This is a genomic window from Myxococcus vastator, from assembly GCF_010894475.1.
Taxonomy (GTDB): domain Bacteria; phylum Myxococcota; class Myxococcia; order Myxococcales; family Myxococcaceae; genus Myxococcus; species Myxococcus vastator.
Genome location: NZ_JAAIYB010000949.1, coordinates 1 through 601 on the forward strand (window position 1 = coordinate 1; position 601 = coordinate 601).

Sequence of the window (601 nt, forward strand, 5' to 3'; positions counted from 1 at the left end):
GCATGGGCCTGATGATGGGGTTCGACCCGATGATGTCCCAGGCCATGGGCGCGCGGCACTTCACCCGGGCCCGGGGGCTGCTCTGGCAGGGCGGCTGGCTGGCGCTCTTCGCGGGCCTGTTGCTGGGCTCGTTGCTGCTGCTGACGCCGCCGCTGCTGCTCCTGGGGGGCATTGGCGAGGCCGAGGTTTCGGGCGCCCGGGACTACCTGTTGTGGCGCGCGCCCAGCATGCCGCTGATGCTGGCCTTCCTCATGGTGCGCTCGTATTGCCAGTCCACGGCCTACACACGGCCGCTGGTGATTGCGACGGTGGCGGCCAACGTCTTCAACGTGGCCGCGGACGTGCTGCTGGTGTTCGGCGGTGAGGTGTTGCCGGCCGCCTTCGGGCCGCTGCGGGAGATTCCGGCCATGGGCGTGGCGGGCTCCGCGATGGCGACGACGCTGTGCACCGCGTTGCAGCTGGCCGTGGTGGTGTTCGCGGTGCGGGGCAGGCCCCTGGTGGGCGCCGAGTCCTCCACGCGCCTGCCCGTGTGGGCGGACCTGGCCCGGGCGGTGAAGCTGGGCATCCCCATTGGTCTCCACTTCGCCGCGGAGATTGGCGT

General features: G+C 71.4%; 1 protein-coding gene. It reads left to right on the forward strand.

Annotated elements, in window-relative coordinates; all coding sequences use genetic code 11:
• On the forward strand, positions 1–601 hold a 601-nt coding region (locus G4D87_RS38500), incomplete at both ends, for an MATE family efflux transporter (RefSeq protein ID WP_240358958.1).